Source organism: Nioella sediminis (assembly GCF_001879695.1).
Classification (GTDB): domain Bacteria; phylum Pseudomonadota; class Alphaproteobacteria; order Rhodobacterales; family Rhodobacteraceae; genus Nioella; species Nioella sediminis.
This window is the reverse complement of the sequence record NZ_MNBL01000123.1, coordinates 1-5,341: the sequence shown is the minus strand read 5'-3', so window position 1 is coordinate 5,341 and position 5,341 is coordinate 1. Positions and strand designations below refer to the sequence as shown.

The window sequence follows — 5,341 nt, the reverse complement described above, 5'->3', positions numbered from 1 at the left end:
CGGCTGGTCGGGCCGAGTCATTCCCACCTATCGCCCCGACACGGTCGTGGACCCCGAAACGCCGGGCTTTGCATCCCAGATCGACCGCCTTGGTGCGCTGACGGGCGAAGACACGCGCACGTGGCAGGGGTATCTCGCCGCGCATCGCGCCAGGCGGGCGTATTTCAAGCGCCTTGGCGCGACGGCCAGCGATCACGGCCATGCCAGCGCCCGCACCGCCGACCTGCCCGCAGCGGAGGCCGCTGCGCTGTTTCAGAAAGCGTTAACCGGCGCCTGCACGGCGGAGGAGGCCGATCTCTTCCGGGGCCAGATGCTGACCGAGATGGCAAGGATGAGCCTTGAGGATGGGCTGGTCATGCAGATCCACCCCGGATCGTGGCGCAACCATTCCGGGCCGGTCTTTGCGCAGTTTGGCCGCGACCGGGGCTTTGACATCCCCATGCGGGCGGATTTCGTTGGCGGGCTGAAACCGCTGCTCGATGCCGTGGGGATGGAGCCGGGCCTGACGATCATCCTCTTCACCCTCGACGAAACCACCCAAAGCCGCGAGCTTGCGCCCCTGGCGGGCGCCTATCCGGCGCTGAAGCTCGGCCCGCCCTGGTGGTTCTATGACAGTGCCGAGGGGATGCGCCGCTTCCGAGAGGCCACGACCGAGACCTGCGGGTTTTACAACACCGTCGGGTTCAACGACGACACCCGCGCCTTTTGCTCGATCCCTGCCCGCCATGATGTCGCCCGCCGCGTGGATTGCGCCTATCTGGCGACGCTGGTGCGCAGCGGGCGGCTACGGGAAAACGAGGCGGTCGAGCTGGCCCATGACCTCAGCTACCGGCTGGCGAAGGAGGCTTACCGCCTGTGACCCATCCCCGTCTGTCCCGCAAAGCCCCCGCTGTCCCTGTGGGCATCGTCCATCTGGGCCCCGGTGCCTTCTTCCGGGCCTTCAACGCCGTCTATACCGCCGATGCAATGGCCCACGATGGTGGTGATTGGGGGATTTGTGCCGTCAGCCTGCGCAGCCCTGACACACGCGATCAACTGACGCCGCAGGGCGGGGTCTATACAGCCGTGTCGCTTGGTCCGGATGGGCCAGCACCGCGCGTCATCCAATCTGTGTCAGAGGTCTTGGTCGCCCCGGAAGACCCCGCCGCCGTGCTGGACCGTATGACTGCTCCGGCGACACGGATCGTCTCCCTGACGATTACCGAGAAGGGCTATTGCCACAATCCGGCAACCGGACAGTTGCGACACGACCACCCCGACATTGTCCATGACCTCGCTCATTCCGACATCCCCCGCAGCGCGCCCGGATTTCTGGTGGAGGCCCTGGATCGCCGTCGCCGTGCAGGCACCGCGCCCTTTACGGTGCTATCTTGCGACAACCTCCCCTCCAACGGCCATCTGGCGCGCGGCGTGGTTCTGGGTTTTGCCCAAGCCCGCGACCCCGAGCTTGCCGATTGGATCGCGCAGCAGGTGAAGTTCCCGGCGACGATGGTGGACCGGATCACACCCGCAACGACGTCCGAGGATATCGAGCGGCTGGCCGCGCTCGCCGGTTATTACGACCCGGCCTGTGTCTGGCACGAACCGTTCCGCCAATGGGTGATCGAGGACGACTTCACCGACAACGCCCGTCCCGGCTGGGACGCGGGCGGGGCGCAGTTCGTCCGCGATGTGTCGGCGTTCGAGACGATGAAACTGCGCTGCCTGAACGGCACCCATTCGGCGCTGGCCTATCTGGGCTACCTCGCCGGATACCAGACCATCAGCGAAAGTGTTGCGGACCCGGCTTTCGCGGCTCTGTGCCAAAAGCTGTGGCGGGACGAGATTCTGCCCACGGTTCCGCAACCCGAAGGCGAAGACCTCGCCGCCTACACCGGTGCCCTGCTGGCCCGCTACCAAAACCCGTCGATCCAGCACCGCACCTGGCAGATCGCCATGGATGGGTCGCAGAAACTGCCGCAACGCATTCTGGGACCGGTGGCAGAGAACCTGTCCGCCGGTCGCCCTGTTCCGGGGCTGGCGCTCGTGGTGGCGGCCTGGATGCGCTACGTGGGCGGCGTGGATGAGGTGGGCCAGCCCATTGACGTGCGCGACCCGCTGGCGGATCATCTTCGTGCTGTCTCGGATGGGGCTGCTGACCCCTCCGCCAAGGTCGCCGCGCTGCTGGCGGTCGATCAGGTCTTTGATCCGGCGCTTGCCGGGCATCCTGCGTTCCGCGAGACCGTCACCCGTGCCTATCTTGGCCTCTGCCAACACGGGGCAGCCGCCAGCGTCGCGGGCTATATCGCCTGATCAGGCGTCAGTCGCCCAGTATTTCCCGCAGAATCTCGCCCAACAGCGCCGCGCCCAGTCCGATCAGGTCATCGGGAAAGTCGTAGTCGGGATTGTGCAGGTCGGGGCCGTCCATACCTGCCCCGAGCAGGATGAAGGCGCTTTCCGCCCCCGTGGCCATGCCGAAGTGGCCGAAATCCTCTGACGGGCGCATCGGTAACAGGCCCGGCCCCGTGGGCAGACCCGCCCGCGCCCCGGCCCGGCGGACGATCTCTGCCGCGACAGGGGTGTTTGTGCAGGCCGGGAAGATGTCGTGATAGTCGATGGACAGGGCCAGGTCGCCCGCCGCGTCCCGCGCCATGGTTTCGGCCTGCCTGATCAGCCTCTCCATGCGCGGATCGGTCAGGCTGCGCAGGGTGGCATAAAGCTCCGCCTCTCCCGGTGCGATGCCATAGGCGGGTTCACCAAGCCTTGCGTGGCAGACGGTGACCAAAGCAAAGTCCGGGTCGGTCAGGTCTGCGCCCCGGGACAGGCCGGGCAGGTCCAGCATCAGCCGCGCGAGGGCGGGGGCCGGGGAAACGCCTGTCTCGGGCTGCGACGCATGGGCCGTGCGCCCCGTCAGCCGCACCCGCATTCCGCGAGAGGCGCAGCTCGCCGGGCCGTCCACCACGCCCACATGGCCAAGCGGCATTCCGGGGAAATTGTGGATGGCGAAGGCATAGTCGGGCCTGAACGCGGCAAAGCCCGGATCGGCCACCACCCGCGCCGCGCCCTCGCCGGTTTCCTCGGCGGGCTGGAACATCAGCAGGACTGACCCCCGCGCAGGCCTCTGGCGCCCCAGAAGGCGCGCTATGCCCGCCAGCATCGTCATATGCCCATCATGGCCGCACAGATGCCCCTTGCCGTCGAATTGCGACCGGTGGGGACGATCTGACAGCTCTTGTATCGGCAGCCCGTCCAGCTCACACCGCAGCAAAACCCGTGGCCCCGGCTGACCACTGTCGTAAAACGCCGCCACCCCGTGCCCGCCAAGCCCGGTGACGATCCGGTCCGGCCCCGTCGCGGTCAATGCCGCCTGAACGGTCCGCGCGGTCTCGGCCTCCTCGCCCGACACTTCAGGCCGCTGGTGCAGGGCACGGCGCCAGTCGGTCAGGTCCGCAAGGTCGGAATTGGTCAGTCTGAGGTCCTTCATGGGGCCATGTTTGCGCCGTGCACGGCATCGGGGCAAGGGCAGATCGGGCATGGACATTCACGGTATAACCGGGAACCCTGCCGCCAGACAGCGGACCCGGACCAGATGCCCAAATTCAACCTCAAGCATATCGAAGCCTTCGTGCATGTGGCCGATCTGGGCAGCTTCCGGCGGGCGGCTGCCCGGCTGAACACCACGCAGCCCAATATCTCGAACCGCATTTCCCAGCTGGAACACCACCTGCGCCTGACCCTGATGGACCGCGACGCGGGGTCGGTACGCCTGACCCGCGAGGGGCGGCAACTGATTGGCCCCGCCCGGCGCATTCTGGCCGCCGTAGACGGGTTTCTGGAGGCCACGGGCGATGGCACGGTGTTTGACGGGCTGTTGCGGCTTGGCGTGACCGAACTGGTGGCCCAGACTTGGCTGCGGCCCTTCCTGATCCAGATGAAAGACCGGTTTCCCGCCGTCGATGTGGAACTGACCATCGACCTGTCGGAGAACCTGTCCAATCTGCTGTTCGCGCGGGAAATTGACCTCGCTTTCCAGAACGGCCCCTTCGACCAGCGCACCCCCAATACCGAGCCTCTCGGCCAGTCGCCCTATATCTGGGTCGCGGCCCCCGCCTTGGGGTTCCCCACCGGCCCGGTCGCGGCGGACCAGATTGCGCGGCATCGCATCCTGACCCATGCGCGCGGATCCTATCCTTACACCCAGCTTGACGCACATTTCCGCCAGATCGAACAGCCGGTGCGGCTGGTGCCCTCGTCCAACATCGCCGCCTGCCTGCAAATGGCCAATGACGGGTTGGGCGTTGCCTGCGTGCCCGCGTTGATGGCGGCTGAGACGCTGGCCGCCGGGCGATTGCAGGTTCTGGATTATGACTGGCACCCCGAAGACCTGCACTTCGCCGCCCGCTGGTTGGTCGATCCGGCCCCAACCTTTCTGATCGCCGCGGTGGCGATCGCTGCGGGGCTCTATCCGCCAGAGGATCACGATTAGTTATCCAATCCATATGATCATTCGATTTTTCCAAATACTTCCGGTCGGCTATCCTCCGCCCGTCACGTAAGCGGAGGTCAAGATGGGCGAGTCGTACAGATTGGGGGCCGATATCGGCGGCACCTTCACCGATCTGGTGCTGGAAGGGCCGGGGGGCCGGTTTTCCACCAAGGTGCTGACCACCTATGCCGCGCCCGAAGATGCGATCATCGAGGGGATGCATCGGGTTTGTGACAAGGCCGGTATTGCGCCCTCTGCGATTGCGCAGGTCATCCATGGCACGACGCTGGCCACCAACGCGCTGATCGAACGGCGCGGGGCCAAGACGGCGCTGATCACGACCGAGGGCTTCCGCGACGTGATCGAAATGCGCACCGAAAGCCGGTTCGAGCAGTATGACCTTAACCTGAAGCTGCCCGAGCCTCTGCTGCCCCGGAACCGCCGCTACACCGTCCGTGAAAGGTTCGATGCCGATGGCGGCACGCTCATCCCGCTCGATCGGGGCGAGGTGGAAGTACTTGCCGATGACCTGCGCGACGCAGGCTATGAAAGCATCGCAGTTGGCTTGCTGCATTCCTATGTGAACGATGCCCATGAACGGCTGATCGCTGAGGTTTTGGCCGAGAAGCTGCCCGGCGTGATGGTCTCCCTGTCCTCGCAGGTCTCGCCACAGATGCGGGAATACGAGCGCTTCAACACCACCATCGCCAACGCCTATATCAAGCCGCTGATGAAATCCTATCTCGGGCGGCTGAAAGGACGGCTGGCCGATGAAGGCGCCGATTGCCCGGTTTTCCTGATGCATTCCGGCGGCGGCATCATCGATATCGACACGGCGGCGGATTTCCCGGTGCGGCTGGTGGAATCCGGCCCCGC

5 protein-coding genes are annotated in these 5,341 nt (G+C 65.9%); 4 read left to right on the top strand and 1 reads right to left on the bottom strand.

What is annotated here, in order from left to right:
- Both BKY26_RS15395 and BKY26_RS15390 read left to right on the top strand, forming a co-directional pair.
- Positions 1 to 859 (top strand): glucuronate isomerase (locus BKY26_RS15395; RefSeq protein ID WP_193600199.1); only part of this gene is annotated, 859 nt, incomplete at its 5' end.
- Positions 856 to 2,292: a mannitol dehydrogenase family protein gene (locus BKY26_RS15390; RefSeq protein WP_227435059.1), complete on the top strand. Its 1,437-nt coding sequence runs from the start codon at positions 856 to 858 to the stop codon at positions 2,290 to 2,292. The genes BKY26_RS15395 and BKY26_RS15390, both read left to right, overlap by 4 nt.
- A 7-nt stretch (positions 2,293 to 2,299) precedes the next feature.
- Here the strand turns inward: BKY26_RS15390 and BKY26_RS15385 are convergent, their stop codons facing one another.
- Entirely contained in the window at positions 2,300 to 3,463 is a 1,164-nt protein-coding gene (locus BKY26_RS15385; protein WP_071691276.1) for an amidohydrolase, read from the bottom strand.
- Between the two features lie 105 nt (positions 3,464 to 3,568).
- Here BKY26_RS15385 and BKY26_RS15380 point away from each other — a divergent pair, with 105 nt between their 5' ends.
- Positions 3,569 to 4,465, top strand: a complete 897-nt coding sequence (locus tag BKY26_RS15380; RefSeq protein WP_071691275.1) for a LysR family transcriptional regulator — start codon at positions 3,569 to 3,571, stop codon at positions 4,463 to 4,465.
- Between the two features lie 82 nt (positions 4,466 to 4,547).
- A partial coding sequence (locus BKY26_RS15375) for a hydantoinase/oxoprolinase N-terminal domain-containing protein (RefSeq protein WP_131541895.1) occupies positions 4,548 to 5,341 on the top strand: 794 nt, incomplete at its 3' end.